At 40.8% G+C, this 26383-nt stretch carries 23 protein-coding genes and 3 pseudogenes; 7 read left to right on the top strand and 19 right to left on the bottom strand.

Annotated elements, in window-relative coordinates:
* Positions 1-3 precede the first annotated feature (3 nt).
* From DVW06_RS01730 to DVW06_RS01715, 4 genes and pseudogenes are all read right to left on the bottom strand, one after another.
* Positions 4-2232, bottom strand: a complete 2229-nt coding sequence (locus DVW06_RS01730) for an alpha-galactosidase (RefSeq protein WP_137264334.1) — start codon at positions 2230-2232, stop codon at positions 4-6.
* On the bottom strand, positions 2229-2711 hold the full coding sequence (locus tag DVW06_RS01725) for a hypothetical protein (protein ID WP_137264333.1): 483 nt from the start codon (positions 2709-2711) through the stop codon (positions 2229-2231). Before DVW06_RS01725 ends, DVW06_RS01730 begins: the two co-directional genes overlap by 4 nt.
* Positions 2712-2762: 51 nt before the next feature.
* Positions 2763-4099: pseudogene (locus DVW06_RS01720) on the bottom strand (PTS sugar transporter subunit IIC).
* A 98-nt stretch (positions 4100-4197) separates the two neighbouring features.
* Complete coding sequence (locus DVW06_RS01715; RefSeq protein ID WP_103299445.1) at positions 4198-5235, bottom strand: LacI family DNA-binding transcriptional regulator; 1038 nt, start codon at positions 5233-5235, stop codon at positions 4198-4200.
* A 164-nt stretch (positions 5236-5399) separates the two neighbouring features.
* On the opposite strand from DVW06_RS01715, the gene DVW06_RS01710 reads away from it, so the two are divergent.
* The gene (locus DVW06_RS01710) at positions 5400-6584 is read left to right on the top strand and encodes an amidohydrolase (protein ID WP_137264332.1); all 1185 of its coding nucleotides are present in this window, start codon (positions 5400-5402) and stop codon (positions 6582-6584) included.
* A 104-nt stretch (positions 6585-6688) separates the two neighbouring features.
* Here DVW06_RS01710 and DVW06_RS01705 read toward each other — a convergent pair whose 3' ends face one another.
* The 4 genes from DVW06_RS01705 to DVW06_RS01690 all read right to left on the bottom strand — a co-directional run bounded on the left by DVW06_RS01705 (position 6689) and on the right by DVW06_RS01690 (position 10566).
* Complete coding sequence (locus DVW06_RS01705; RefSeq protein WP_005470839.1) at positions 6689-7312, bottom strand: DUF624 domain-containing protein; 624 nt, start codon at positions 7310-7312, stop codon at positions 6689-6691.
* A complete protein-coding gene (locus tag DVW06_RS01700) occupies positions 7309-8166 on the bottom strand; it encodes a carbohydrate ABC transporter permease (protein ID WP_021150133.1) in 858 nt (285 codons plus the stop codon). Before DVW06_RS01700 ends, DVW06_RS01705 begins: the two co-directional genes overlap by 4 nt.
* 40 nt (positions 8167-8206) lie before the next feature.
* On the bottom strand, positions 8207-9118 hold the full coding sequence (locus DVW06_RS01695; RefSeq protein ID WP_003125918.1) for a carbohydrate ABC transporter permease: 912 nt from the start codon (positions 9116-9118) through the stop codon (positions 8207-8209).
* Positions 9119-9240: 122 nt separating this feature from the next.
* Positions 9241-10566: an ABC transporter substrate-binding protein gene (locus DVW06_RS01690; protein WP_060813992.1), complete on the bottom strand. Its 1326-nt coding sequence runs from the start codon at positions 10564-10566 to the stop codon at positions 9241-9243.
* A 294-nt stretch (positions 10567-10860) separates the two neighbouring features.
* On the opposite strand from DVW06_RS01690, the gene DVW06_RS01685 reads away from it, so the two are divergent.
* Positions 10861-11370, top strand: a complete 510-nt coding sequence (locus DVW06_RS01685) for an isochorismatase family cysteine hydrolase (protein WP_005470828.1) — start codon at positions 10861-10863, stop codon at positions 11368-11370.
* Between the two features lie 31 nt (positions 11371-11401).
* Here the strand turns inward: DVW06_RS01685 and DVW06_RS01680 are convergent, their stop codons facing one another.
* Complete coding sequence (locus DVW06_RS01680) at positions 11402-11674, bottom strand: hypothetical protein (RefSeq protein WP_005470826.1); 273 nt, start codon at positions 11672-11674, stop codon at positions 11402-11404.
* 315 nt (positions 11675-11989) lie between these two features.
* On the opposite strand from DVW06_RS01680, the gene DVW06_RS01675 reads away from it, so the two are divergent.
* The 4 genes from DVW06_RS01675 to DVW06_RS01660 all read left to right on the top strand — a co-directional run bounded on the left by DVW06_RS01675 (position 11990) and on the right by DVW06_RS01660 (position 14837).
* Positions 11990-13123: an alcohol dehydrogenase catalytic domain-containing protein gene (locus tag DVW06_RS01675; protein WP_081131508.1), complete on the top strand. Its 1134-nt coding sequence runs from the start codon at positions 11990-11992 to the stop codon at positions 13121-13123.
* A gap of 25 nt (positions 13124-13148) precedes the next feature.
* Complete coding sequence (locus DVW06_RS01670) at positions 13149-13484, top strand: YrhK family protein (RefSeq protein ID WP_003125913.1); 336 nt, start codon at positions 13149-13151, stop codon at positions 13482-13484.
* Positions 13485-13574: 90 nt separating this feature from the next.
* Positions 13575-13790 carry a DUF378 domain-containing protein gene (locus DVW06_RS01665; protein ID WP_003125912.1) on the top strand — a complete coding sequence of 72 codons (216 nt, stop codon included), beginning with the start codon at positions 13575-13577 and terminating at the stop codon, positions 13788-13790.
* Positions 13791-14003: 213 nt separating this feature from the next.
* The gene (locus tag DVW06_RS01660; protein ID WP_005470822.1) at positions 14004-14837 is read left to right on the top strand and encodes a hypothetical protein; all 834 of its coding nucleotides are present in this window, start codon (positions 14004-14006) and stop codon (positions 14835-14837) included.
* 165 nt (positions 14838-15002) lie between these two features.
* On the opposite strand, the pseudogene DVW06_RS01655 reads toward DVW06_RS01660, so the two are convergent.
* The 10 genes and pseudogenes from DVW06_RS01655 to DVW06_RS01610 all read right to left on the bottom strand — a co-directional run bounded on the left by DVW06_RS01655 (position 15003) and on the right by DVW06_RS01610 (position 25522).
* A pseudogene (locus DVW06_RS01655) lies at positions 15003-15856 on the bottom strand (formylglycine-generating enzyme family protein).
* 16 nt (positions 15857-15872) lie between these two features.
* Positions 15873-16649, bottom strand: coding sequence for a sulfite exporter TauE/SafE family protein (locus DVW06_RS01650; protein ID WP_003125907.1), 777 nt, complete (start codon positions 16647-16649; stop codon positions 15873-15875).
* Positions 16646-17755, bottom strand: coding sequence for a radical SAM/SPASM domain-containing protein (locus DVW06_RS01645; protein ID WP_003125904.1), 1110 nt, complete (start codon positions 17753-17755; stop codon positions 16646-16648). Before DVW06_RS01645 ends, DVW06_RS01650 begins: the two co-directional genes overlap by 4 nt.
* A gap of 46 nt (positions 17756-17801) precedes the next feature.
* Positions 17802-19274 (bottom strand): sulfatase-like hydrolase/transferase, encoded by a 1473-nt coding sequence (locus tag DVW06_RS01640; RefSeq protein ID WP_029486546.1) that lies wholly within the window; start codon positions 19272-19274, stop codon positions 17802-17804.
* 44 nt (positions 19275-19318) lie between these two features.
* Positions 19319-21213: pseudogene (locus tag DVW06_RS01635) on the bottom strand (beta-glucoside-specific PTS transporter subunit IIABC).
* A gap of 99 nt (positions 21214-21312) precedes the next feature.
* Positions 21313-22137, bottom strand: a complete 825-nt coding sequence (locus tag DVW06_RS01630; RefSeq protein WP_174784158.1) for a PRD domain-containing protein — start codon at positions 22135-22137, stop codon at positions 21313-21315.
* 202 nt (positions 22138-22339) lie between these two features.
* Positions 22340-23650: a DUF438 domain-containing protein gene (locus DVW06_RS01625; protein WP_005470815.1), complete on the bottom strand. Its 1311-nt coding sequence runs from the start codon at positions 23648-23650 to the stop codon at positions 22340-22342.
* On the bottom strand, positions 23647-23880 hold the full coding sequence (locus tag DVW06_RS01620) for a DUF1858 domain-containing protein (protein WP_003125896.1): 234 nt from the start codon (positions 23878-23880) through the stop codon (positions 23647-23649). The genes DVW06_RS01625 and DVW06_RS01620 overlap by 4 nt, the downstream gene beginning before the upstream one ends.
* A 197-nt stretch (positions 23881-24077) precedes the next feature.
* Positions 24078-24806 (bottom strand): ABC transporter permease, encoded by a 729-nt coding sequence (locus DVW06_RS01615; protein ID WP_137264330.1) that lies wholly within the window; start codon positions 24804-24806, stop codon positions 24078-24080.
* The gene (locus tag DVW06_RS01610; RefSeq protein ID WP_005470810.1) at positions 24803-25522 is read right to left on the bottom strand and encodes an ABC transporter ATP-binding protein; all 720 of its coding nucleotides are present in this window, start codon (positions 25520-25522) and stop codon (positions 24803-24805) included. The genes DVW06_RS01615 and DVW06_RS01610 overlap by 4 nt, the downstream gene beginning before the upstream one ends.
* A gap of 95 nt (positions 25523-25617) precedes the next feature.
* Here DVW06_RS01610 and DVW06_RS01605 point away from each other — a divergent pair, with 95 nt between their 5' ends.
* Positions 25618-26361, top strand: a complete 744-nt coding sequence (locus DVW06_RS01605) for a polysaccharide deacetylase family protein (RefSeq protein ID WP_005470808.1) — start codon at positions 25618-25620, stop codon at positions 26359-26361.
* Positions 26362-26383: the final 22 nt, after the last annotated feature.

Below are 26383 nucleotides of genomic sequence, written 5' to 3'. Positions count from 1 at the left end.
TTTTTACTCCTTTTTGATTGCTTTGATTTGATAAACAAATGACTGGAAATCTCCTGTTACTTGCGCCGTTTGGTGATTGACAGCATTGAATAAGTACGGTTTGCGCAGTCCAATTTGCTTCAGAACCTTGCCAGACAACTGCTCATTCTCCAGCAGATAGCTTCGATCCAGATCAATGAACGGTACCGGTATAAAAGCTTCCGCTGCAGGATTTGCTTCAGCAAGAATCCGAAAATAGGCAATCAGTGCTTCCTCTTGATGAGAGACTCCCCATACAACTTCATTTTTTTGGCTCAAATCGGTCATCCGATAGAAGGCGCCATAAGTCAGAAGTTGTCGATGAGCTTTATAGAAAATGATTTGTTCTTTGATTGCTTGTTTTTCAGCTGCTGATAAACTGAAAAGATCCAACTCGTAGCCTAATGGGCCAAACATAGCCACCGATTGTCGAAATGCCAGTGACGTATTGCGCCCCACTTGATGATTGGGACAAGCGGAGACATGATTGCTGAATGAAGACATCGGATAGCCAAGTAATGTGCCGGTTTGAATTTGTAGTCGTTCCACGGCATCGCTGTCGTCACTCGGCCAAATCTGAGGACTGTAAAACAAGATCCCTAAATCATAACGACCGCCGCCGCCAGCACAGCCTTCGATCAAAATCTCCGGAAATTCTGTTAATATTTTCTGATAAAGGGCATAGACCCCTAAAATATAGCGATGAAAGAATTCTGTTTGGGGAATCCCTTCATCTGCTAAATAAGGTGAATAAGCTTCTGTGATATTCCGATTCATGTCCCACTTGATATAATCAAGATCCGTTTCGACGATGACTTTTTTGATCGCAGCAAAGATCGCCTCCACGACTGCCGGATTGGCAAAATCTAAGACATACTGGCCGCGTCCCACAGAGATGCGTTCATAAGGATGCCGGACCACCCAATCGGGATGTTTTTGATAAAGCTGGCTGTCAGGAGAGACCATTTCCGGTTCAAACCAAACGCCTAACTGCAACCCTAGATCGTGGATTTGTTTTGCAAAATGACCGATGCCATTAGGAAATTTCGCTGGATCTGGCACCCAATCCCCTAAAGAACTGCGATCGTTGTCTCTTTTACCAAACCAGCCATCATCTAAGACGAAGCATTCCATTCCTAATGCCTGACTTTCTGCTGCTAATGCTACTAATTTCTCTTGGTCAAAATCAAAATAAGTTGCTTCCCAATTATTGAAGACAATCGGCCGCGGCCGTTTTTGCCAATAAGGGGCAATCACGTGCTTTTCAATAAACGCAGCAGACTCTTGCCCTAACCCATTCAACCCTTCATCAGTAAATGTCAAAATACATTCTGGGGCTTCAAAGACTGCATCTTGCTGCAATGTCCAAGAAAACTGTTCGGGATGAATCCCCAGCATCAAGCGGACATTGTCCCACTCATCCATCTCGACTTGAGCGAGAAAATTCCCTGAATAAATCAGATTTGCTCCATAGACACGTCCCTGATCATTGGTGGCATTGGCAGCCTTCAGTGCCACGAAGGGATTGTGCTGATGCCCAGAGGCCCCTTTTAAAGACCCCACTCGAATGGTTCCTTGCGTCAATGGTGTGGCTTTGATTTGGCGTTCCTTTAGCCAAGCACCAGAAAGGTGAACAAATTCAAATTGCTGATTTCTTAATTCCAGTACCCCGCTCATCAACGAAGAAAGTTGTTTTTTCTCAGCGCCAAGATTGGTGATCCGCTGATTGCGCGCAATCGTGCCTAAACCAGCAAAAATAGTGTAGGTGATTTCCATTTTCAATTGCCGCTGCTCATCGATCAACATTATTCGCAGGCTTTGGCTTTCTGTTTTTTCGGCAAAACTCGCCGGTTTGGCCAGCTCTCGTTCCTTTCCTGCGAAAGTTTCGACTTCTGCGACTTTAAAATCCACATACAAAGGAACGTCTTCTGCAAAAATAGTAACGGCTCCTTCTCGAAAGTCAGAAGAACCATAGGTTGGCAACTCTTGAAAGCGATCTGCTAACGTAAACAGGCCATCATTTTCAAAAAATTTGACTGTGCCGGCAGATTTATTTTCTTTTTTGGTTAAATAGTCCATGTCATTGGCACTCAAATGCCCCAAAGATGGACCAAAGTAAAGATGACCTAATTGTCGATTTGGTAAAACATGCATCACATAACTAATCTTTTCATTGTATAAATGAAAAAGCGTATCGGTTATTATCTCAATCATTTTTTTCCTCTAATTTCAACTTTATTCTCGTCTATTTCATTATATTTCTGGCATGCAGTTTCCAAATACTGCATGCGTTTTTTGACCCCTTTGTTAAAAAAGAACTTATAGAATAATGCTGCCAGCATGAAACTATACGTATTGCGGGAACGATCAAAAGAATTCTGTTCCGAATACGTAACCTCAATCTTTTCTGCTCCACTAGGAACAAAGCGATACCTTTGACAGATTTTTCCTTGTTCATAGGCTGTTATCAAAGCAATCTCATCTTGCGCGATTTTTTTGACTTTCATCACCGCTGGCACCAGCGTGGCCGCTGATTTTGTGCGAATCATCAAATCAATTTGACTGTTCTCGCCGAAAGGTTCTTCTGCTCCTTTTGAGCGAAAGAATGCCGCTTGTTGCGCGATCATCACTTGATAGAATCGTTCCGGCGTTGTACGCATCTGATAAGTATAGGTCAATGTATCTGTTCGTATCTTCGATCCTCCATTTTTCAGTTGCTATGCTGACAGAACGGAATACTAAGCTTAGCTTTCTTTGATTCTTTCGTCGATGGCAGGGCCAGTTTGTGCGAGCGCTTCTTTGGCTAGCTCTTCTTTTTCTTCTTTCAAATAGCCACGATCCATCACGATTAGGAATGGCACCCAAATCAATGTCATCACAGCAACAGTTACCAATTGTAGAATGGCACCTGCTACAGAGCCAGTTCCCAGCCAGCCAGATAAGAAGACCGGTGTCGTCCAGACTACCGTTGCTCCGATTGGGCGAGGCACAAGACCAGCAGCGATTGCAAAATAAGAAATCGTCGTACTAGCAAGCGGGGCCAAAATCCACGGAACAAAAGCAATCGGGTTCAATACGATCGGCAACCCAAATGTCATTGGCTCTGACACATTGAAAACAGATGGTGCAATGACTGTCTTCATCAGCTTCTTCATCCGAATCGAACGAGCAATAAAAAATGCCATCGTAATCGAGATCCCTAATTGCATTCCTTGGTTTACAAAAACGCCCATGAAGGTTGTATTGATGATATGAGGCAATTGTTCTGCACCTGCTTTATAGGCTTCGTAGTTTTCAATCGCCAATGCATTCATGATCGGATCAATCACGGCGTTAACAACCAGTGTGCCATGGATCCCAAACCACCAGAAGAATTGGGTGAATAAAACGGCAATCAAGACTGCAGGCAACGTGCCCCCAAGCCCATTAATGGTTTCTGTAAGATTTCGTAGACAAAGTCGACCGCATTGCCCCATGACGTGAATGTAAACAAGTAACGGATCAAATTAAATAAAAACAATGGCGCAGCACCTGGAATGATAGCAAGGAAAGACTCAGCGATCATCGGCGGAACCGATTCAGGCATTTTGATCGTTAACCCAGAAGCACTGATCTTGCAATAAATTTGTGTAGCGATAATCGCTGTGATGATCCCAACGAACATCCCTTCCGCACCTAATTTTGAAAGGGGAATCACTGTTCCCAGGTCATCGGAAGAACCGTAGGGCAAAAGCATTAAGAAAGAGGACAATGAGATTGCTCCGGCAAAAAGTTTTGGCTGGCCATATTTTCCTGCCAATTGATAGCCGATCCCGAAAACAACAAAAATCGCTGTGATACTCATGGTTGCGTTCCCGATAGGACCAAAGAAATCATTCAAAAAGGTCATCAGTCCTGCGGGCAGTTTCTCAGATAAGCCAAAGGTAGCGGGTAAATTTTGAATAATGATCATGATTGAAGCAAACATTGTCGCGGGAAAAGCAACCATAAATCCATCACGCAGACTCAATAAATACTTATTATTGGCAATGATTTGGGCAAAAGGAACCATCTTCTCTGCTAATTTATCAATAAATTTCATAACTAATCTCCTTTAATTTGCCTGTAAACGTTTACTACAATCAGTATAATCGTTTAGTTAATGTTTACACAACTCTAAAATAAAAAAAAGATCATTTTTCATGATCTTTTTTTATCGGCAATCGATTCTCTTAATATCAATTCACTTTTACAAATCACTCGGACTGGCATTGTTCGAACGCCCAATAATTTGTTTTTCGCCAGCTCTACACTCATTTGCCCCATTTCTTCCGCTTTCATTTTGACTGAAGAAAGCGCTGGTGTCATAAACTGGGCCATTTGAATATCATCAAAACTAACCACTGATATATCTTCTGGGATCTTCAATCCGTGTTCATTTAATGCTTTATAGACCCCCACTGCCATGGGATCACTAGCAACGATGATGGCTGTCGGCCGTGGGGTCATCTCGGCGATTTTTCTGCCAAAAGCTAATCCAGTCTCTGGAGACCATTTTCCTTGAAAAACATGACTGTATTCTTCCAGCTTGTTCATCAGCATCCAATTTTTGTAATTCTCTGCACGAATTTCTTGTTCATCATAAACGACTTCTCCTGTGATCGTTACCCGACTGGAAACACCACCAATAAATGCTATGTTCTCATGTCCTTTTGCTTTTAAGATATCCAAAATTTGATGGGTCTTTCGAGCAAAATCAGTTTGTATGCAATCATAGGCGTCGTTTTCACTATAATTATCTACCAAAATAATATGTTGATTGTACCGGCTGATTTCTTGCAATGCCTCTTGCGTCATTTCCCCAATGATGATGACAGCACCATACTTTGCCAGTTGAGTCAGATCTTTGTCTTGGTCTCGCATCGAGAAGACACGAACCGTTTTTAAACGCCATTTGGCTGCCTCTTTCTCTATTCCATTACGAATCATCATAAAATAAGGATCATTACGCTCCGATTCACTGTTATGCCGTGTAATGATTGCTATCGTATTTTTATCGCCAGCTTCTCGCGAACTCGACAAGCTCTTGTCTTTTGAATAATTCAGCTGGTTGGCGATCTCGATCACCCGTTTGCGGGTATTTTCGTTGATACTAAATGTTTCATCATTGTTTAAGATTCGCGACACACTTGCGACGGAAACCCCTGCCAATTTTGCAATATCCCTCATACTTGCCATTCTGCCACCCCGTTGTTTACTGTTTACTAAATATCTTTTTAAGAATAGAGAGAAACAGCGATTTTGTCAATCCCTACTTGTTACGCAAGAAAACAGGTTAGGTTATCGCGTGCAGAAAAATAGTTGCTTCGTGTATGATAAAAGTAGAAATAGGAGGGATTCAGATGAATATCACAACAACACTTATGCAGCAATTGGAAAAAGACGAAGGGGAAATGATTGCGATTCGGCGGCACTTGCATCAACACCCAGAGCTTTCATTTCAGGAAAAAGTAACCGCCGCTTATATCAAAGCCTACTATGAAAAACTAGACTGCCAAATCACAGAATGTGGCGACGGCTATGGCCTGATCGTTGATATCATCGGTGAGCAATGTGGAAAACAGCTGGCTTTACGGGCCGACTTTGATGCTCTGGCTGTAGAAGAAGACAATCAGCTGCCTTTTCGATCTCAGGTTCCTGGTGTGATGCATGCTTGTGGTCATGATGGGCATACGGCCTATTTAATGGTTTTGGCTAAGAATTTGATTACCTTAAAAGACCAGTTAAAAGGAAGCATCCGCATCATCCACCAACCAGCTGAAGAAGTATCTCCTGGCGGTGCCAAAGGCATGATTGCCGACGGTTGTTTAACAGATATTGATCATGTACTTGGCGTCCATGTGATGTCTTCAATGGAAACAGGCAAGATTGGCTACCACTCTGGCGAAACCCAAACTGGACGGGCAAATTTCACTTTGACCATTCGTGGCAAAGGTGGTCATGCTTCCATGCCGCAACTAGCAAATGATGCCATCGTAGCAGGCAGTTATTTCGTTACTCAACTACAGACGATCGTTTCTCGTCGGATCGATCCTTTTGACACAGCAAGTCTAACGATTGGTTCTTTTGACGGGAGTGGTTCCTTTAATGCAATCAAAGAGACTGTGACCCTAAAGGGAGATGTTCGTGTGATGAAAGAAACCACACGTCAAACGATTCACCAACAGATCCAGCGAATGGCAGATGGTCTAGCACAAACTTTTGCGGTTGAAACCAGTCTTGAATATGATGACAATTATCCGGTTCTTTATAATGATCCAGCTTTTACAATACAAGTGATTGATTCCCTCAAAGAAGCTCACTTACCTGAAGTGAAGGAGATCTTTGATTGCGGTCCTCAAGATCCCTCTGAAGACTTCGCCTACTATGCACAAGAACGACCTAGTCTTTTCTTTTATATCGGTTGTATGACAGAAGATCATCTCAATCATCCTCACCACAGTCCTGATTTCATGATGAATGAAGACTGTCTCTTGATTGCAGCCAAAGCGGTCGGTACCGCTACAATTGCTTATTTAATGGATTAGCTCCTAATCAATGCAGTTAAAAAGAGTAGTCATAAGTTCCCAAAACGGCGGTCCCCATCATGCAGGGTATCGTATCGTTTTGTCTCAACTTATGTCTACTCTTTTTAATGAGAGATCTGGATTGAAGTAATCGAAGCAGGACAGATAATTAACTGAATCAAACAACAACCACTCATTCCCACCAAAAATAAGTACGCCGGACCGAAGAAGCCAAAAAACAACAATAGCGTAATCGTCCAAAAAAGATGGAGCAACACTCGTTTAGGTGAGCGACCGGCTTGATAAAAAGCATAAAAGAAGCTGACTTGCTGCTTCTTTTCGCCCATTAAAAGCGTCTGATAGAAAAAAATCAAGCTACAGATCATGAAGATCACGATCAGCATCGTGGCCATGACTTGAAAAAGCGGTTGTGGAAATCGACTAAGAATGGAATGATCAATCAAAAGAAAAAGACTATAAAAGCTGAATACAATATCTTTCTTTTTATTCAGTTGCCACAGCTCAGAAAATTTCGTAAAGAAAATCGTCGTCGTTTTCTCTTGTTCTGCCCTCTCTTGAGTGTCTTTGATCTGCTTAATCGCCGCAATCATACTTCTTGTCGCTGTTGCCACTGTAAAAAAAGGCAATGAGCAAACCAACCACAAAAATTGTAGAAGAATCAATTTGGGCATCCAATTGATCCAAGTGATCAGACCATTGAATAAACGCTGCGGATCTATCTTTCTCATCCTTTGGTTCCTCCCGTCAGATCCATTCCCTCAATAAAGTAGCGTTGTGCAAAAAAGAATAATAGGATCGTTGGTAATAAGACCAGTGTTGCACCCGCCATCAAATAGTTCCACTGTGTCGTTGATTGATTTTGGAAAACTTGCAAACCGATTTGGAGTGTATATTTTTCTTGATTTTGAATATACAGCAATGGTCCTAAGAAGTCATTCCAAGCACCATTGAATGAATTGATGGCAATCGTGATCAGTGCAGGTTTGGTTAAAGGAATCATCAGATGGCTCCAGATATATAGATGATTGGCGCCATCCATTTTTGCCGCTTCAATCAGTTCATTATTGATCGATAAGTAAAATTGCCGCATCAGAAAGATATTGAAGGCATTCCCAAAAAATGAGGGAATGATCAGCGGCAGATACGTCCCTACCCAGCCGATTTTAGAAAACAGCACGTATTGTGGAATCATCGTCACAAATCCTGGAATCATCATTGTTGAAAGGACCAGAGAAAAAATCAGGTTTTTCCCTGGAAAATCCAACTTGGCAAATCCATAAGCGATAAATGAGTTTGAAAGCACGTTGCCGAACACAACTAACACCGTGATAAACAAGGTGTTCTTTGCATATTGCCAAAAAGGAAACGCATTGATCGTATCAAGATAATTTGAGAAATTGATTTCTTCTGGAAAAAACGTTGGTGGATAACGGACGATCTCTTCCATTGGCTTTAATGAGGTGAATACCATCCACAGCAACGGAATGATCAGAACGATGCCAATCACAGTCATCACTAAATAACTCGTTAACTTTTTGATCCGCTGCTGTTGAGAATTGCTCTTTATTTTGTACATCTGCATACAGTCAGCCCTCCTGAGATAGTGTACTTTGTTGAAGCCATCAGTTTTGTCCTCCTGCATAGTGGACCCAACGAGGAGCTAATTTCAGATTGATAAATGTTAAAACTAATACGATTAAGAAAAGGATCATCGACATCGCCATTGCATACCCCATATCAAAAGCTACAAACGCTTTGTTCCACATATGGAGATTATAGAACAAGAGCGAATTGGCAGGTCCACCAGTGCCGTTTTTCGTCATAACATAGGCTTCTTGGAAGATTTGGAAAGAACCGATTGTCGACGTAATGACATCATAAAAAATAATTGGTGTAATCAATGGAATCGTAATATGTTTAAACTTAGCCCACATACCAGCACCATCGATCTCTGCTGATTCATAAAGCGTTCCGGGGATGTTCTGCAATGTCGCCAAGTACAGCAGCATCGCCCCCCCAGAGCTCCAAATTTTCATTAGGATCAATGCCGGTTTGGTCCATTCAGGATCAAACAGCCAGGCCGGACCTTTGATGTTGAACCAGCTTAAAAAAGTATTAATCAAACCAGCGGAAGGCGACAGCAGCTGCATCCATAACACATATACTGCCACACCGGATAAAATCGCTGGCAAATAAAAAGTCGTCCGAAAAAAGCTGATTCCTCTAATCTTTTGATTCAATAATGTAGCTAGAAAGACACTGAATAAGGTCGTCAGTGGGACATTAAAGAGTACAAAATAAATTGTATTATAAAGTGATTTCCAAAAAAGTGCATCTTGCGTAAACATTCGTTTGAAGTTTCCAAAACCAATAAAATTCATTTTTGACGTTAGATTGTAATCCGTAAAGCTGCCGATAAACGAGAATAACATAGGGCCCAGCATGAACACCATGAAACCAATCAAAAACGGCGCTACAAACAAATATCCCCAGAGGGCATCTTGTCTTTTGCTTCTCGATCGTTTCTTTTTCATAATTCCCCTCCTTTAGTAAAGTGTTTTCTGCCATCTTTTTTCAGCAAAATAGCAAGGATGCAATGAGAACAGTAACGATAGAAAAGGGAATGCGGCTAGCCACAACTCCCTATCTCAATCTATTATTTATTTTGTTCTACAAGATCTTCCACTGCTTTTTGAGCATCTGCTAATCCTTCTGCTGGTTTTTTATTCCCTAGCAGAATTTGATCAATTTGTTCATTGACTAAACTGCTGAAATCTGGTGCATCCAATGGTACCGGAGTGATTACTGTATTAGCAAAATTCTCATCTGCCATTTGATAGATCATTTGACCTTTTTCATCTAAATGATCATTTTTGACAAGATTTTCATTTGCTGTTCGGTTAGCCATAATATCAAAGCTCTTTTCACCAAATTTTTCTTGAACTTCTGGGGTTGAAAGATACTCGATAAACTTGTAGGACGCTTCGGGATTTTTGGCTCCTTGAGGAACTTCTAAGACAAAGCCGCCACCCCATGACCAGTGACCAGAACCTTTTTCTTTTTCTGGAATCTGGATGACGCCAAAATCAAAGTCATCTGGCGCATTTTCCATCAAGCTAGAGTAATAATTGATATTCTGTGCCCGCATGGCCACCAAACCAGAAATAAATGGATCTGCTACACCGGAGCCAAACTCAGCTTCTAAACGATTGATCGTATCTTGCCCATAATAATCTTGCCAATCAAGAATCCAATCCAGAGCCTCCACTTTATTTTCTGTGTCAATCGAAACCTTTTCATCTTTGTCAAACCAACTAACACCGTTATCAGCGTTCAATGCCCAAACATCCGCGCCAAGGTTCCACAAAGGATAGAATCCGATACGCTCAAAATCATCGCCTTTTTTGACATCTAATTTGTGTGCAACAGTTTCAAGTTCGTCCCATGTTTGGGGTAACTGATCTTCACTGATCCCTGCTTCTTTGAAAATTTGTTTGTTATAAAAAATCACTTGGGTATCGGTATTGAAAGGAATTGCATAAGGGTCTCCTTCATATTCTACCGTATCCCATAATTGAGGATAAAATTCATCAGACATGCCATCTTTAACGTACTCGCTCAAGTTCGTTGCTTGCTGTGCTTCTGCACGCTGCGCGACTGAATTGATGTCTTGAACAATAACATCCGGTGGATTTCCTGCAGTGATTGCCGAGAGAGACTTCGTCCAAATATCTCCCCAAGGCTGGTAACTATATTTCACTTCGATTTCATCTTGTGACTGATTAAAATCGTCAATGATCTCTTCGATGACTTCTTGGCGAGCCCCCGATCCCCAAAAAGACCAAAAATCTAATGTTATTTTCCCATCACTTGTCTGTTTTCCCGATGCGTCAGTATTTTTGTCTTCCGAATTACTGCCGCAAGCCGCTGTCACCAATGCGGTCGAAAACAGCAACAGCCCTATTGATAGTGCCTTTTTCATCTTTTATCCCTGCTTTCATTTTTATCATTATTTTATAATGTTGTAATTTTAAAATATCATGACTCTTAGTAATGAGCAAACAATAAGCATTGTTTTTTTATCAAAAAAAATAACGAATTTCATAGCCGGAGATTTTTTGTAGCGTTTTCTTTGAAATCTTATTTATTTTCAGGCATGATAGTTTTAGAGGATTTTTCTTAAGCTATTGTTCTCTTTTTTCATTTTTTTATCACTTAAGAAAGAACAATGAAAATAAAACTACGTTTTATGAAAAAAAGAAAGAAGGAATCGTCAATGTTAGTTGTTATTGATATGCAGAATCAGATTCGTGATGAAAATAGTCAATCATTTATTTCTGACAGCCCTGCTTTGATCACGCGAATCGCAAAACGGCTTCAACAAGCTCGTGCAGAAGGTGAATATATCCTTTTTACAAGAGATATCCCGATTGATTGTAAAGATACTCCTGATGAAGAACAAGAAGCGTTACAGATCGTTCCTGAACTGCAACCGTTGCCGAATGAAAAGGTAATAAAAAAATATTACTTTAGTATCCCACCTGAAGTTCTCTTGGAAATCAAGGAGCAACTTTTCAATGATAAAAATGAACAAAAACATATCGAAGTGACCGGAGTAGAAACCAACATCTGCGTGTTGTCTAATACGATCGAGATTCAGAGTGCTTTTCCAGAAGCCGATTTTCTCATTAATCAACAGCTAGTTTCAGGTAGAAACCATGAGTCTTCTGGATTGAAAATCTTACAAGACTTCAATGTCGAAGTGGTTGATCGGACAGATAACTAAAAAAGAAACGCCAACCACAGGCGTTTCTTTTTTAGTTATTATGCAGTAATTCTTGCGGTATCTCGATGCGGACATCATTTGTTGTCTGACATGCAGGACAGACAAAGGTGCCTTCGATCGCATCTTTTACTTCACCATAATCATAATGAATAGCGATTTCATCTGAGTGTAACTCGTTTTCTTCTAGAGGCGGAACTGTTTTCAGCTTCCCATCTACATCTTCTTGCAGATGAACAATCAATTTGCCATCATAATTTTCCTTGCAATTCACACAAGATGCTTTTCCACGAATCGTAATATCCATGTTTTTCTCCTCTTTTCTACTTTTATGTGAGTCCTCATTGGGGATACGCTTCGATGGATGAGCCCATCGATCCTGTTTTCGATCCACCTTTATAGTGTCACGCTTGTTTAGTTAAATCAACTATTCTGTTTTCAACTGTCTTGCCGATCGCAAAAAATTCGGCTGGTAAACCTTGAGCGTTTCTTTTGTCAAAAGCATTTTTTCCCGGCACAATTATTAAGAACACGAATTTTTTGTCATCCCAAAAGAAGAAATGGCAGTCAATCACACGACCAGGAACCTTTCCCGTCACATCTCATAAAAGGAGGAACAAGTATGCGTGCAGTAACATGGCAAGGAAAAGAAAAAATGGAAGTTCGAAATGTGAGTGATCCGACGATCATTGAACCAACAGATGCGATTATTCGAATTACAGCAACAGCGATCTGCGGCTCTGATCTTCATTTGTATCATCACGGTGGTGCAGTACTAGAAGAAGGGTACGTTGTTGGTCATGAACCAATGGGGATCGTTGAAGAAGTCGGCAGTCAAGTTCAAAAATTGAAGAAAGGGGACCGTGTTGTCATCCCTTTTAATATTGGCTGTGGACATTGTCATTTTTGTCAAAATGAGATGGAGAGCCAATGTGATAACTCTTCTGATCAACTTTATGGTGGCCTCTTTGGCTTTGGTAAGCTGAATGGCAATCATTGGGGTGGACAAGCAGAATTCTTACGGGTTCCCTTTGCTGATTTCACTTCGTTTGTCGTTCCAGATACCGCGATCCCGGATGAAAAAGTGCTTTTTCTATCAGACATTTTGCCAACTGCCTACTGGAGTGTCCAAAATGCGGGTGTCAAACAAGGCGATACCGTCATTATTCTTGGCTCAGGACCTGTAGGACTTTTTGCCCAAAAGTTCGCCGTTATGGCTGGTGCGAAACGAGTGATTGCGGTCGATCCAGTTGCCCATCGACTGGAAAAGGCGCAAAGCTACAATCAGGTAGAGACCTTCCAATTGGATGACCTTGCGACAAGCGCTGATGATTTGTATGAATTAACAAAAGGCGGCGCCGATGTCATCATCGATTGCGTCGGTATGGATGGTTTAGAACCCGTCAAAGAAAAAGCCAAAAATTTGGTCAGCTTGCAAAGTGGTACGATTTCACCGATCCAAATGGCGGCGAAAGCGGTCAAAAAATTTGGTACCGTGCAAATTACTGGTGTCTATATGACTCCAGCATCGTCCTACCCTTTACAAGAGTTTTTCATGCGCAATGTGGCAGTGAAACATGGACAAGCACCCGTTATCCACTTAATGCCAAAAATTTATGAAATGATCCAAAAAGAGGAGATCGACCCAACACCGATCATCACTCATACCATGCCTTTAGAAGAAGCCGCTGCGGCTTATGACATTTTTGACAAAAAAGAAGATAACAACATCAAAGTGGTATTAAAGCCAAATTAACGCAAAGAAAGGATGATCGCCCTCAGTGCCAAAAATCAAACGAAATGAACATCAGATCGAACTTGGTAAAGACGAAGACGTCATTATTAAAGGACGCCGTTTTCATGTCTATTTCAAAAACCGGTATCTGCTGATTTCCCTAACGAATGATATTTTGACTGGTTTATTTTATATTTTCGGAAGTATCGTGTCCTTGACAGATCTGCCTGCGATCTATGGAACTATCGCCTATCTGATAGGAGCAATCTTCTTAACGATCCGACCATTGTTGAAGATCGTCCGTCATGTATTTATTTACAATGAACGGAAACAAAATGGAGAGAAAGAAAAGAATATCGAAGTATCCGATGATGGTGAATAAACAGTGACGATTTTCTTCAAGCAGTATTTTTCCCAAAACAAAACACATGCTATATACTATAAATATGCACAAAGAAAGGAGAATTCTAAAATGAAAGTATTAGACAGTATAGCTTTAGCGCTACTTATCGTTGGCGGCCTAAACTGGTTATTGGTTGGATTATTTGAATTTGACTTGGTTGCAACAATTGCGGGCGGATCAACTACATTATTCGCTAAAATCATTTACGTAATTGTCGGTATCTGCGCGATTTATTGCTTGAAGTTCTTTGTTGGTATTGCTCGTCAAGACAACGTGAACCGATAATCATTGATAAATAAAAAGCAAGAAACGAATGATCTGATCCATAGTTGCTCTACTTTCTATGGATCAGATCTTTTTGTTTGCATTGCCTTTTGTCTCTTTTTTTATTTGTTGTATAATTAGTGTCAACAGCGAATTAAAAAATTTAGATAAATAGATTTTGGCTGGACTAGGAATAGCAGCTCATTCACAATGAACCGACAAAGGAAGTGACCCATGACTGATAAAAAACGTAACTCCAAGCTTCTCCCTTCTCTGCTTTTTTATTTCATCCTCCTGCTCATCATTGCAGGAATCTTAGGGATCGTTGTACTGACGAACATCAATATTGCCGAAAACTGGTTTGGACTGGATGAGTACACAGTTGTAGAAACTCGCGACCAAGTGATCGGCTATCTTCCGCTACTCTGGTACTTCGTTATAGCACTAATGATAGTCTTGGCATTATTTTTTGGTATCAGAAAAAGAAAAAGGGCTTTGTTCTATTGGATCGGCACATTGGTCATTCTCCCTAGCATCTTGTTAGCATTTGGTGCTTTAACAACCTTGCTACCCTTCGACCGAAATTTTTTTAGAGAAGAAGCCTCTGCTTCCGCGATCATGGCTGAATTAACCGACAAAAAAGCGCTGAAAGATCAAGAGGTTCAGCTCATCAGTTATAGCTATCACATTCGGAACATTCCTTTGAAAAGCGGCGTCTATGCAGTCGCGCGAATCATCAACCCTACCACTAAACTACAAGATGAATACTGGTATTATTCGACAAATCTTTTACAAAAATGGCAGAAAGACAGTGATACGATCGAGTTACCTATTCAAGAGACCATTGCTTATAATGAAATCGATTGGGGCGTTATTCCCAAGGTTATCAAAGAAACGGAAAAACGGGTTGCGAAATTAGACCATTATTATCCCGGAGTTAGTATCGTGATCTTAAATGGTTCTCAAGGCAAATGGACTTGGACGGTCGGTGTCGATGATATTCGGGGACATACTGCACTGAATCTGGTTTATGATCTTTCAGGAAATTATCTTTCTCAATGGGATTAATCGGTCAATACAGGCCCTACTTCCATCATTTATTAAGACAGCAATTAAACAAAAAACTATCTAAGCGATCACTGATTGTTCCTATCAAAGGACGACTTGCTAAAAAAAGCAATGAGACAATCAAGATTTTTTAGATAGTTTTTTTATTATTATTCACAGATACGCCTAGCTTTTGGCACAGCGAAAGCCTAAATTATTGGCCGCAGACATCCCGGAGTTTCCATTGCGGGCTGCGATCCGATAACGTTTGCAGTAAGATTCATGACACAAGAACGACCCTCCCCGTGTCGCATACATGGCATCATCCACCTGCTGAAATCGTTGCTCAAAAAATGGCTGTCCCATGAACGAAATTGTTCCAATGGTATCCTTGCGGGATTGCTGCACCATTCCCACACATTGCCAATGACTTGATAAAGTCCATAGCCATTCGGCTCATAAAACCGAGCAGGTGCAGTACTCGCAAAGCCGTCTGCCTTCGTATTTGCTTTGGGAAACGCGCCTTGCCAGATGTTGCAGTGATAGTCTTCTCCAGCTAAAAAATCTGTCCCCCATGGATATAAGTCATTCTCTGTACCACCTTTCGCGGCAATCTCCCATTCAGCTTCTGTTGGCAGCCGCTTATCTGCCCAGCGGCAAAATGCCAACGCATCATTTCGCGAGACTTGGACGACTGGATGATCCATCCGTTGCTCAATCGATGAGTCCGGACCTTCAGGATGTCGCCAGTCTGCTCTCGCAACCGCATACCACCAACTCATATTGGGGATCAGTTGGCTCCTCTGTTTCGTCTTTTCGGAAAGAAAATAATGAAAGACAAACGACCAGCCAAACTGTTCTGCTTCCGTCACATAGCCTGTTGCTGCAATAAATGCTTCAAACATCTGATTGGTAACAGTCGTTTCATCGATTTCAAAAGAGGCCATCTCAACTTGGATCTTGGGACCTTCTTGGTCCTCTTCAAAGCCAGCTTTTGTATCCGTGCCAATTCGATACGTTCCAGCAGGAATCTTGATCATCCCATCTGCCTTCTTTCTATAATAATTGATAGCCGTTATAAAGATTGATGGTTAGCACCAAGAGGATGACTGTCTGGAAGACCAGCGTCACTTTTTGTGGTGAGAGGACAGTGCTGACTTTTGCCCCTAACAAACCGCCAACAATCGCGGCTGGAATCACAAACCACAAAATCTTTAAGTCATAGAGGCCAAATCCAGTGGTCCCAGCAATCGTCACGATTTTCGCCAATTGAGAGAAAAAAATCGTACAAATCGAATAGACTGTCGCTTCTTTGATTGGCAAAGCAAACATCAGCATCAGCAAAGAAACATTGATCGGTCCGCCGCCGATTCCTAGAAGACTGGCTAGAAAACCAAGGACTAAACCACAGAAGCAATACCAGAAGTTATTTTTCAGTTGGAATCCGGGCCAGTCATATTTGGTATAAAAGAAAGCAAACAACAAGGTCACGACGGTCAAAAAGATCTGCACCATCTGTACATGGTCTTCATTCTGGAAAAACAGCAACAGCTGATCAAAAGCGACATTGCCCAAGACACCGCCTAAGATGGCGCCTCCTGAAACCCAAAGGACGATTTGCCAATTGATCTTATGTCCGCTAGCCAACTGTCTTGCGGTAGAAACCAGCGACATAGTAAAGACTGCTACGGCAGAATAAAACGAGATGGCCGCAACAGAATGGGCGCCGATAAAATCAAAAATGGGTTTGATCAGAACGCCCCCCCCCATGCCTGAAACGGCACCAACCGTATTCGCCAACACGATCACTATAAAATAAATGAACCCAATCACACACTTACCCCCTGTAACAAACCTAAAATCCGATTGATCTGCGGCACAAATTCCTGCAAGAGTTGCTGATAACCGCAATAGTCCCCATCCACATAGATGGCATCTTTCATTCGTTTGCAGCCGCCACGACACATTTTTTGAAACGGGCAACTCAGACATTTCTTTGGCATTTCGGGCCGTTGACACACAAACGTTTTTGCAATGTCCTGTTCAAATAACTGACGCAAGGTCTGTTCTTGAATATACCCCATTCGATAGTCATCTAACACATAGAAATCACAAGGATAAACACTGCCATCTGCTTCAATGACATATTGCACTTGACAGTTTCCTAAGATCCCGCAGGCGGTGAATTGTTGCTTGACCAATAAATTCAAAAGATCATCAAAAAGCTTGATACTCACATAATGCCCCTCCGCTAATTCTTGCAGCCATAACTGCAAAAGCTGGTGGTAAAATCCCGCAAAACGTTTTGGTGTGAGGGCATAGCTATTTCTTTCTTTCGCATCTAAATCATCTAAACAAGGAATAAACTGGACAAAATCGATTTTTTGTTCTTTTAGAAAGCGAAAGACTTTCTTAGCCTCTTTAGCCAATGGATTGGTCAGGACACAAAGCACATTGTAGCCAATCTCAAAGTGGTCAAACAGCTGCTTTGTTTGCAGCACTCGCTGAAAAGTTCCTCTTCCTTTCGGATCGACCCGATGCAAATCATGGTAGAGCGGATGGCCATCGATCGAGAGACCGACCAAAAAATCATGTTCTTTCAAAAAAGCACACCATTTTTCATTGATCATGGTCCCGTTCGTTTGAATCGCATAATGGACCTGTACCTGCTTTTGCTGTTGATCCACTAGTTGGGTCACTTTTCGAAAATAATTGAGGCCCGCCATCGTTGGCTCTCCACCTTGAAACGCTAATGTCAATTGATCACCGTCTTCTAAGTCTGCATAAATATTTTCGATCATTTTATCTGTTACTTCTTCTTTCATTTTGCCAAACGAGCGGACTTCCCGCAAGGAACTGACATTGGCATAAAAGCAGTAGCTGCAGCGAAGATTGCAAAGGGAAGATGCGGGTTTGATCAATACTGAAATATGTTTCATGGTAGAAGCCTCGATTCTAAATAACTTTTTGAAGTTGCTAATTTATTTAATTTCTTAATCCCAAACGAATATATTCACTTTCTGGCACTTCAATTCGATCCATGATTTTTATTAATTTCTGGATCATCCTTTCTTCAACGTCAGGATTATCCAGTGGAGTCAACTGTTGCGGATCCTCCTCCAAGTCAAATAGCAAATGGCCAACTGAATAAGAATCAATGTATGTGGAGACTTCAATTTCTGTATAAGGATACTGATTTGTGAAGCGATTTCCCTTTCTTTGCTTCATGGTATCTAATGCTTCCTTATTGATGAACCCCCTTAACATCGCGTAATTCAATGTTTGGATAGTGATTGGGCCGTTGGAAGGATCAACAGACGCACGCATATACACGTACTTCCCATCATAAATATTGACATGACCGCCATTTGTTCCAAAAATGATTTCATCATGTAAAACAGTCTCCTTAGACTTTAGAGCTGGCAATAATGATTTACCATCCATATCCAATTCATTCGCAATACCAAAATAATCTAATAAAGTTGCAGGAATATCGATCGTTTGGCTTAAAACAGAAGTATGGGTATCCACTTCAGCATTTGGGTAACTGATAAAAAATGGCAAATGGATAATTTCTTCATACATAGGAGCAACATTCTTTCCTAACCAATCATGCTCACCAAGAAGAAAACCATGATCCGTATTAATAATCACCAACGTATCCTGCCACATTTGATTCGTCTCTAGAAAATCAATGACTTTTCCGAGATGATGGTCACACATTGCTATCAATGCAGCATATTCGTTTTGTAATTCAATTAAATCATCGGAAGAAATGTCATCTGTAACCCGACCATACTTTGGCCAAAAATAAGGTGACTCATTTGGACAGTCCTCATAAAGTTTACGATATTTTTCTGGAACAAAAAAGGGTTCATGAGGGTCAAAGCATTCTATTTGCAAAAACCAATTATCTTCTTTTTTATATTCTTCCAAGAAATCAAGTCCAGCTTGAATTGTTTGAACACTCGACATCTCATTTTCATCAACTTGTCTTGTGCGGTTCGCAAAATGCTGTTCAACTGAAATGCCTTGCTTATTCAAAGGATTTATTTCTGCATGGCCTTCAGCAAATTTCCTAGGTACCCAGCGATCACCTTCCTGCCCGCGAAACCCCTCCCAAGTAGAATAGCGATTATGATAGGTTGCCCCTCCATCCTCAAAATAGTGAGAATGGTCGGTCACTAGGTGACAGTAGATGCCATTTTGTTGTAGCACATCAAAAATGGAATGATCAAAAGGCTCCAATTGCCCCCACATGCGATGCATAAAGTTATATCTTCCTGTATGAAGTTCACGACGTGCTGGCATACAAGGCATACTTCCCCCATAAAAATTATCGAAAGTAACCGTTTTTTCCCTTAAGCGATCGAAATTTGGTGTTTGGATCCAATCATTTCCATAATTTGACAGAAAATCTTTTGACAACGTATCAAACATTAGCATGATAGCGCGCATATTTTCCCTTCCCTTCTTTACTATCGTATCATATAGAACACAACTTAATGAATCACTTGAATGACTTCATTAACAATATCTGGGATAACATCCAAATAAGTATCAGTATTTGTTACAACAACCGGTGTGATGATCGAGTAGCCTTTGGATTGAATTTTTTCTTTATCAAATCGAATCAACAGCTCGCCTTTCCTTACTTGCTGTCCTTGTTTTACGTAGGAAGTAAAGAAATCGCCTTTTAAGTTAACAGTATCCATTCCGACATGAATCAACAATTCAATGCCATTCGTAGATTTTAAACCGATCGCATGATTCGTTGGGAACAATGTTTCTACAGTAGCATCGAATGGCGCATAGATCTCTCCATTGCTTGGAACAATCGCTACACCTTTTCCTAATAACCCAGAAGAAAAAGCTTCATCTTCAACATCAGCCAATGTCAGTAAATCTCCTTTGATAGGCATCTCAATCTTTGTTTCCGTCATTAAATAATTATCTATTGCTATCTCTTGCTCTTCCTCTGATTCAGCTTCTTCTCGATCTTCAGTAGGATCATACATGAATGTAATAGTTAAAACAAACGATAGTGCAAATGCCACACTAATTGCAAGTGCATAGCCATAAAAACCACTGCCAATTCCATCACTAGGACTAATATAATTTGGAAGACTAAAAACGCCCATTCCTCCCATGATAAATGATTTTGTCCCAAAGAACCCCATGATCAGACCACCTATGGAAGAAGAAATCAAAGTTGCAATGAATGGTTTCTTACGGGGTAACGTTACCCCGTAAAGGGAGGGTTCAGAGACACCGAAAAGACTAGAAATAAAAGCGGGTATACCGATCGCACGAACAGAATTATTTTTGGATTTAATGATAACCGCTAATACTGCTCCAGCAGTAGCAAATGGAGTTGCTTGTCCTAAAACCATTACAGGATCGTATCCTAATACACCAATATTGTTGATAGCAATCGGGATAATCCCCCAGTGAAGACCAAACATGACAAGAACTTGCCAGATTGCACCCACCGCTATACCAGCAACAATCGGGCTAAACTGATAAATACTTAACACAGCAGCCCCTAAAATATTTCCAATCCATGTGGCTATTGGGCCAATCACGATAAATGTTAAAGGAACCATCAATAAAACTGTTAGAAATGGCACTAAAAAGCTACGTAAAACGCTCGGAATTAATTTGGTAATCACTTTCTCCAATTTCGCTCCAAAGAAAGTTGCAATCACAATTGGGATAACGCTAGAACTATAACTCATCAGAATAACTGGCATACCCAAAAAAGTTACATAAACAGGTGACTCAAAAATCGTACCATTAAATAAGGTATAAAGAGGTTCTGTATTAGCAGTTAACCCTGACAAGGCCGGATAGACCATTGCCGCACCGATAGCCATACCAACAAATTGCTTCAGACCAAATTTCTTTGCTGCGGTATAACCAAGAAAAATTGGAAAGAAATAGAAGAAGCAGTCACCAGCGGCTTGCAAGATGGCATAGGTTCCAGAAGTATTTTCAATCCAACCAAGAGAAACAAAGAGAACGTTTATCCTTTGATCATTCCAGTAGCTGCCAGTAACCCTAATACAGGTGTGAAAATACCAGAAATAATATCTATAAAAGCATCCAAAGGTCCTTTCTTCTCCTTTTTTTCTTCCGAGGCTTCGTTTGATAACCCAGCATAGTCAATAAACTCTTGATAAACTTCTGGTACGTGGTTTCCGATGACTACTTGATATTGTCCACCACTTTGTACTACTGTAACTACACCTTTCGTTTTTTTCAATGCTCCAGTATCTGCAATTGATTCATCTTTTAAATTGAAACGTAAACGAGTAATACAGTGAGTGAGACCGGCAATATTTTCTTTTCCACCCACATTTTTCAATATTTCCTCAACTAAATCTTTGTATGCCATTTTATTCATCCCCTTATTCATAATCAAAAAGGCAAGACAAATAATTATTCCCAACAAAGGAATAATTATCAGTCTTGCCTGCTTTACCAGTAACAACCTCTATTCGTTCTCTATTAATTTTTGAATGTGTAGCGATAAGTATAACTTTTCATCATCACTTAGAGAGACTTTCAGATACTGCTCAACCAAAATCATCGTTTTGTAAGCTGCTGGGTATTGACTCTGAATGTGCTCCAGCAATGGATTTTGCTTATTCATCTTAGTCCGGGTAGTCAATCGTTGGAAGAAAAAGCGCAAATGAGTGATAAAGCGATCAAACGCAAGCGAATCTTCATTGATTTGAATTTTATTAGATAGACGAATAAGTGAAATAATATCTCTAATTTTCTTTGCAATTAGCTGGACATCTTCAGGTTGATCGATCTCATCTGTCAGCTGAGCATTGATCAAATGCATTGCAATATTCCCTTCTTCTTCTTCTTCGAACTGGATACCCGTTTTTTCATTAATTAAAAATAGTGCTTTTTTCCCTATCTCAAATTCTTTGGGATAAAACTTCTTAATTTCCCATGAAAGGCGGTTATAAATACTCATTCCCTGTTTGTGTAATTTAATCAAATGATATAAATGATCGGTTAAGGATACATATAATGTTTCACTTAACTCATGCTCTAGATCATTTTTAGCTAATCGAATAATATCATCAGCTAAGGAAACGTACTTTGCCGGGATTGATTCCATTAATGTCAAAAAACGTTCAGAAGCTTTGTTTTTATGCAATACAAATACTTTCTCTATTTTCGTCTCGTCTGCTGCTTGTCCCGGTTTCATTTTAAAGCCCAGCCCGGTGCCGATCCAAATAAAATCTTTGCCATCTTTTCCGACCAAAACCGCATTATTATTTAGAATCTTTTTGATCTTCAAGATGTTTCTCACCTCCTTAAAATGAAAAAAGGCTATACCTCAATACATGTGTAGGATCCATACACACGTACGAAGGTATAGCCTGCATTATCAGTAACTACCCATTTGATTGTTTATACTATACTATTTATTTGATTTTCGTGCAAGCGTTTTTATCATTTTTTTCTGCTTGCATGTGTTTTGTTGAGTAAATACTCCATTCCTACTCCTCATCCAGTAACCGACTTTGTCCTTCGATCTTTTGGATCTCTGTGATGTCTTGCGTGACTTCCAGACAGCCTAGATATTTCCCCGTTGGATTTTTCAACGCAAAATAGCGAATATAGATTTTTCGTCCCCGCATGTCAATCCAGAAATCAGCTGTTTCTCTTTTGTCTGACCGAAAATCGTCTAAGATTTTTTGAACGATGTGCATACTTTTAGGTGGGTGGCAATTCACTACTTCTCGACCAATCACTGAATTTGTCCGGGGGAAGACTCGACTCTTCCCTTCAGAATAAAAACGTACCCGATCTTCATTGTCCACAAACGTCAAATCGACTGGCAATGTTTGGAACATAGCAATCAATTGTTCCAGCTGCAAGGAACCGGTGGGAAATTGAACGGTTTGGTTCGTGGGAGCAGTCGTTGTCACTGGCGGTTCAGCGAATTCTCCAAACCCAAGTCCCGCGGCAATACCAGCTGTGGTTTCTTGGGCCTGTTTGATGGCCAATTGACGAGCTGGCTCCCGTTCCAATTCTTTCTCCAGTGACTCTTGGCTTGGTTTCCAAGGCAATGGTTCAGGAATATAAGCAAACCCAATGTCAAAGCTATCTTCCGCGATCCGTTGCCAATCCGCTAAACTGAAGACATCCAATGTCATAGGAACCATGATTTCTTCTTCTTTAAAAATCATTTCTTCAATTTCAGATTTTACTGCCTGCCATTTTTCAGCAAGAGGATTATATGCTGCTTTGTCAGTTGCCAAATACTGGTTCAACTCTTTGATCATCTCGCGAATATCATCGTCGACTCCCCACATGACTTTCGGCGGAGCAGAGATTCCATACTTCTCCATATATGAAAAGATCAGCGTTTCTTTTCTTGCATAATGTTTGTCGATCTGTAACAGATCCTGCAGTGCTGCTTGCAGACGTCCTTTTTGTGACCAGTCCCCTTTTTTGATTTTCTTGAGCAATCCATCGATTTCGTCCGTCAATAACGATTGCAGGACTTGGTTTTCTAGCTTGAGGGTATGGACTGGATGACCAGGTTGTCCATATTCTTCATTTGAATGATGGATCTCGTTGATCGATCCCTTAAATACAGCCGCATGAATATTGCATAGACGTTGGATCTCCGAAGGGTCTAAACCGCTTTGAATCAATGCTTTTTCTGCCGAGGTGATCTCAGTGACATCTACGCCGTCAAATTCTTCATTGAATAAGCGTTTGGCTTCTTCAAAAGAACCGCCTTGATGAAGCAAGCTCAAAATTTCGACGATTCGTTCTTGCCGTTGTTCCTTCGTTCTCATTTGTCGACTCCTTTCACAAGAAAACCTTGATTTTCAAAAGATTGAATGATTTTTTCCAAAGGTATCTTTTTCATTTGTGCGCCTTTCGGAATCGTCATATAGCGACCGGCAGTTTGGAGCATGCCGGGTTTATTGATGGCAGTAAAGCCAAGTTTGCTCATAATATCTTTGATTTCCGGATGTTCCGATACTAAATCAAAGAGATTTTTTGAGAAATCTGCTTCTTTCATTCTTATCCTTCCTTCTACTGAGAATAATTCTCAATCAACTGCATATATTATATACGAAATTGCTCACAATTACACGATCATTTCCAAATTTATCTCCCCTCACTTGGCACAAAAAGAAAAGAACCACTTCTCGACCTCTGCGAGCGAATGATTCTTTAATAGCAAGATGAAACTCTTGATTTAGTGATAGAAAATAATCAGCTGCGATAGCGACACACGCGATTCTCTAATCCATCCACCACACCAAAGAAGAAAAAGCCCATCAATGCAATCACAACAATGCCTGACAGCATTTGCTCATAATCCATTTTAGACCAAGCACTCAAAATCAAGTACCCGACGCCATAAGTCGTATTATAGTTTTCCGCAAAGAACAAGGAGGCAAGCGAGATACCAATACTTACCCGCATGCTGGCAAACAATGCCGGCATGATTGCTGGCAAAATCAAGAAACGGATCTGATGCAGCGGGTTTTGCGTGTAATTTTGCATCACTTGAAAGTAAGTTGCTGGGATTTCTTTTACCCCATCTCGAATCGAAACCACAACTTGAATCACGATCACCGAAAAAATCAGGATCACCTTTGAAACATTCCCTAAACCAAAAAAAATCATGAAAACTGGTAGAAAAGCGACCTTTGGAATCGGATATAAGAAATAGAGCAGAGGATCAACGATTGCTGCTATTTTTGTTCTTCCGAGAAAAATCCCTAAAGGTATACCGATCAGCAACGCAAAAAATAGTGAGATCAGGACACGAATCACACTGGCCCCTGCATGTAACCCTAATTCTGCACGCAATTGCCAAAATCGTTGGAAAGTTTGATAAGGGTCCGGCAGCGAATGGTTATCCGCTAACAAGCTGATTCCCCACCATAACAATAAAAACGACAGTGCCCCCCACAAAAAAGAACGTCCGGCTTTCATCTGACTTCTCCTCTCATCTTCTTTTTCAATGCCAATGAAAAAGCATAAAAGTCCATCGTCTCACGGCGGTTAGCTTGGTGGAAAACTGGGTTTTTGATCTGATGTATTTGATGTTCTTGAACCAATAGGATCGTCTCGCCAAGGTAAGCCGCTTCTTCTGTATCATGGGTCACTACGACTAAACCGTTCGCAAGTCGTTGTTGCTCAGATAAAATCAGATTTTGCGTACGTTCTTTGGTTTCCTGATCCAAAGACGATGTCGGCTCATCTAACAGTAAAAATGCTGGACTGGTCACTAATCCTCTTGCCATTGCCACTCGCTGTTTTTGGCCGCCACTCAGTTGACTAGGGAAACGCGCTTTGAAAGAATCTAGTTCTAACGCTTGTAAGCACGTTTCGACTAACTTTTCTCTTTGGTTTTTGGGGACTTTTTGGATTTGAAGAGGCATTTCTACCGCTTGATAAACTGTCTGCCACGGAAACAGACGTAAGTCTTGAAAAACCAATTCGATCTCAGAAGGATGGCTATCGCCATAATCGATATGACCTGATTGCGGCAGCTGCCACCCTTTCAACAATGAGAGCAGGGTGCTTTTACCAACCCCTGATTTTCCCAAGACGACGTATGTATGGCCCTTATCTAAGGTTAAATCTAGATTGTTAAAGATTAAGCGATCTTGAAATGAAAATGCGACTGATTCTAAATGAATCGCCATAAATTGGCTCCTTCTTTCTAAAAAATTGTTGTTCCCTCTTTCACATTCTATGCTATACTGATTGTTGCGAAAAAAAATAGAAAGGGATGCATTTGATGTTCCGCACACTTGTGTTTCATGAAATACGACCAGACAATGAGTTAAGTGAGCAACCAAGACCAATCGAAGTTGCCGATGGCTATCAAGATGCTCTTCCATTGCCGTTATTCAATAGCTGTTCTCATTTTAAACAACAAATCGACTTTTTGAAAGCAGAAAAATATCATACCCTTACTTTGAAGGAAGTCAAAGACTACTATCTTCAAAAGAAAGCTTTACCAGAAAAAGCGGTTTTGTTGACGTTTGATGATTGCTACCAATCCATGAGGGAATATGCCTACCCGTTATTGAAAGAGGCCGGCTTCAAAGCGACCGCTTTTGTTGTCAGCGGTTGGTTGTTTGCTGAACCGAGCCCTTATAAGCCGGCTGTTTCCAAAACACTCAGTCGCTCGGAATTGAACGAAATGAGTGATGTTTTTGAATACGCCAATCATACGACTCACTTCCATGAACGAAAAGGAATGATGGGCCGCTCAATGTGGGAACCGGCTGAAAAATTTGCGGCTGATTTAGATTGCTGCAATCAAACTGTAGCGATACAAGATGTTTTTGCTTATCCCTTTGGTTTCTATGATCAACAGACGATCAAAACACTAGAAGCGAAAGGTTTTGTCTTGTCATTCACGACGATTCCAGGGTTCAACACCCTAGAAACCCCACGCATGGAACTACGAAGAGACATTATTCCCTTCTCATTGGATAAGACATCTTTTGAACAATTATTCAAAAAGACCCATTAAGAACATCCCTTCAAGGAATAAA

It is taken from the genome of Enterococcus sp. ARL09-542 (assembly GCF_005234805.1).
Classification (GTDB): Bacteria; Bacillota; Bacilli; order Lactobacillales; family Enterococcaceae; genus Enterococcus_D; species Enterococcus_D gallinarum.
Note: the sequence above shows the minus strand (reverse complement) of the source record. Positions and strands in the feature narration are given on the sequence as shown.

Coding starts and splice junctions, on each gene's coding strand:
- DVW06_RS01730 (WP_137264334.1), bottom strand. CDS start 2,232: ATGATTGAGATAATAACCGATACGCTTTTTCATTTATACAATGAAAAG.
- DVW06_RS01715 (WP_103299445.1), bottom strand. CDS start 5,235: ATGGCAAGTATGAGGGATATTGCAAAATTGGCAGGGGTTTCCGTCGCA.
- DVW06_RS01710 (WP_137264332.1), top strand. CDS start 5,400: ATGAATATCACAACAACACTTATGCAGCAATTGGAAAAAGACGAAGGG.
- DVW06_RS01705 (WP_005470839.1), bottom strand. CDS start 7,312: ATGAGAAAGATAGATCCGCAGCGTTTATTCAATGGTCTGATCACTTGG.
- DVW06_RS01700 (WP_021150133.1), bottom strand. CDS start 8,166: ATGCAGATGTACAAAATAAAGAGCAATTCTCAACAGCAGCGGATCAAA.
- DVW06_RS01695 (WP_003125918.1), bottom strand. CDS start 9,118: ATGAAAAAGAAACGATCGAGAAGCAAAAGACAAGATGCCCTCTGGGGA.
- DVW06_RS01690 (WP_060813992.1), bottom strand. CDS start 10,566: ATGAAAAAGGCACTATCAATAGGGCTGTTGCTGTTTTCGACCGCATTG.
- DVW06_RS01685 (WP_005470828.1), top strand. CDS start 10,861: ATGTTAGTTGTTATTGATATGCAGAATCAGATTCGTGATGAAAATAGT.
- DVW06_RS01680 (WP_005470826.1), bottom strand. CDS start 11,674: ATGGATATTACGATTCGTGGAAAAGCATCTTGTGTGAATTGCAAGGAA.
- DVW06_RS01675 (WP_081131508.1), top strand. CDS start 11,990: ATGCGTGCAGTAACATGGCAAGGAAAAGAAAAAATGGAAGTTCGAAAT.
- DVW06_RS01665 (WP_003125912.1), top strand. CDS start 13,575: ATGAAAGTATTAGACAGTATAGCTTTAGCGCTACTTATCGTTGGCGGC.
- DVW06_RS01660 (WP_005470822.1), top strand. CDS start 14,004: ATGACTGATAAAAAACGTAACTCCAAGCTTCTCCCTTCTCTGCTTTTT.
- DVW06_RS01645 (WP_003125904.1), bottom strand. CDS start 17,755: ATGAAACATATTTCAGTATTGATCAAACCCGCATCTTCCCTTTGCAAT.
- DVW06_RS01640 (WP_029486546.1), bottom strand. CDS start 19,274: ATGCGCGCTATCATGCTAATGTTTGATACGTTGTCAAAAGATTTTCTG.
- DVW06_RS01625 (WP_005470815.1), bottom strand. CDS start 23,650: ATGAGAACGAAGGAACAACGGCAAGAACGAATCGTCGAAATTTTGAGC.
- DVW06_RS01620 (WP_003125896.1), bottom strand. CDS start 23,880: ATGAAAGAAGCAGATTTCTCAAAAAATCTCTTTGATTTAGTATCGGAA.
- DVW06_RS01615 (WP_137264330.1), bottom strand. CDS start 24,806: ATGAAAGCCGGACGTTCTTTTTTGTGGGGGGCACTGTCGTTTTTATTG.
- DVW06_RS01610 (WP_005470810.1), bottom strand. CDS start 25,522: ATGGCGATTCATTTAGAATCAGTCGCATTTTCATTTCAAGATCGCTTA.
- DVW06_RS01605 (WP_005470808.1), top strand. CDS start 25,618: ATGTTCCGCACACTTGTGTTTCATGAAATACGACCAGACAATGAGTTA.